Origin of the sequence: Paenibacillus sp. AR247 (assembly GCF_002968895.1) — a bacterium.
In the GTDB taxonomy this organism is placed as follows: domain Bacteria; phylum Bacillota; class Bacilli; order Paenibacillales; family Paenibacillaceae; genus Paenibacillus_AQ; species Paenibacillus_AQ favisporus.
Genome location: NZ_PCZT01000009.1, coordinates 1396581 through 1398151 on the forward strand (window position 1 = coordinate 1396581; position 1571 = coordinate 1398151).

Below are 1571 nucleotides of genomic sequence, written 5' to 3' on the forward strand. Positions count from 1 at the left end.
TCGTGATTTTGTAAGCCTGCCAAATCTGCGGATTATCGAACACCTGGGCGTAATTGTCCAGCGTGAATTTCCGCGGAAAGAAATACAGAGCCCCCATCATGGAATCTTTACCGTCATTTAGCGAGTACACGAGCACGTAAATGAACGGATAAATCATGGAAAAGGCGAACAGCGTAAGCAGAAAATAATTCAATGCGGTAAACCAGGAAAACGATCGTTTCTCCACGTAGGTTCCCTCCTTAGAACAGTGATACGTCGCTGACCTTCCGTGCAATCCTGTTGACGGTGACGATCAGGACCAGCGCAATCAGGCTCTGGAACAAGCCGACAGCCGCCGCATAGCTTAGCCGGCCCTGCTGGATGCCCTGAGTGATGACATGGACGTCGAGCACGCTGCCGATGGCTGCGGTGGAAGGACCGTTCAGAAGCAGAAGCTGTTCGAAGCCCGCGCTCATCAGGCTTCCAGTCGCCAGAATAAACAGAATGACCGCAACGTTGCGGATGCCCGGCAGGGTCACGTGCCAAATCAGGCGGAAACGGCCGGCGCCGTCGATTTTCGCTGCTTCATACAGCTGCTGGTCAATGCCCGCAATGGCCGCCATGTAGATGATCGAGTTCCAGCCGATGTTCTTCCAAACATCCGAGCCGATGATGACTTCATAGAACCACGAAGTGTTGTACAGAAATTGGATCGGCTCTACGCCCATTGACGACAGCAGGTCGTTGACCGGCCCGCCATAGGTAGCGAAGAGGCGCTGCATCAAGGTGACGACGACGATCCAGGAAATGAAATAAGGCAAATAGGATAAAGTTTGAACGGTTTTCTTGAATTTCAGATTTCGGATTTCATTGAGGAGGATCGCAAGGATGATGGGCATCGGAAATCCGATGATTAGTTTCATCAGGCTGATGATGATGGTGTTGCGGATAATGTCTGTCGATTGGTAGTAGTCGAAAAACTGCTTGAAGTATTTCAATCCCGCCCATGGGCTGCCGGTAAAACCGCCCACGAACGTATAATCGCGGAAAGCGACCTGAATCCCGTAAAGCGGAACGTAGGAGAACAGAAAAAACCAGATGATCCCCGGAAGCATGAACAAGTAAAACAACTTATGCTTCCAGATCCGCTTCCACAGTGTTGACGAACTCATAAGCTCCACCTCTGTTTTCGGATAGTATAGACGTTCCAGGTTTCGGCAAAGCGCTTGGTACTCAGTCTTCCTCCCCTCAAATCTTTGTAAGCGATTACACAACATATTCAGCTGTTCTCTTATCTACTTGACCTCCCTTGAAACGATGTCGATTCATGGAAGCTCTTGGATTAATCATAATATAATATAAATATTTAACATATTCAATATGTTAATAAAAATAAAAAAGACCTTTTCGAAGTGAAAAGGTCTTTTTTCTATACTGCATCGCTTCTTCCGATGGAAAATTAACGCGGTTTCACAGGCCCGGTTGTCTGTCCGACAACCAGCTCGGGGACGAGCAGCGTCTTCGTGTAACCTCCGCTCCGGTCCGTCCCCTCCCCAATGATGTCCACCAGCGTTACCGCCGCGCGTAAGCCC

At 49.2% G+C, this 1571-nt stretch carries 1 protein-coding gene and 1 pseudogene; both read right to left on the bottom strand.

The window, feature by feature from the left end; translation table 11 throughout:
* A pseudogene (locus tag CPT76_RS14650) lies at positions 1-226 on the bottom strand (carbohydrate ABC transporter permease); the annotation flags it as partial.
* Between the two features lie 13 nt (positions 227-239).
* Positions 240-1151 (bottom strand): ABC transporter permease, encoded by a 912-nt coding sequence (locus CPT76_RS14655; RefSeq protein ID WP_089546755.1) that lies wholly within the window; start codon positions 1149-1151, stop codon positions 240-242.
* Positions 1152-1571: the final 420 nt, after the last annotated feature.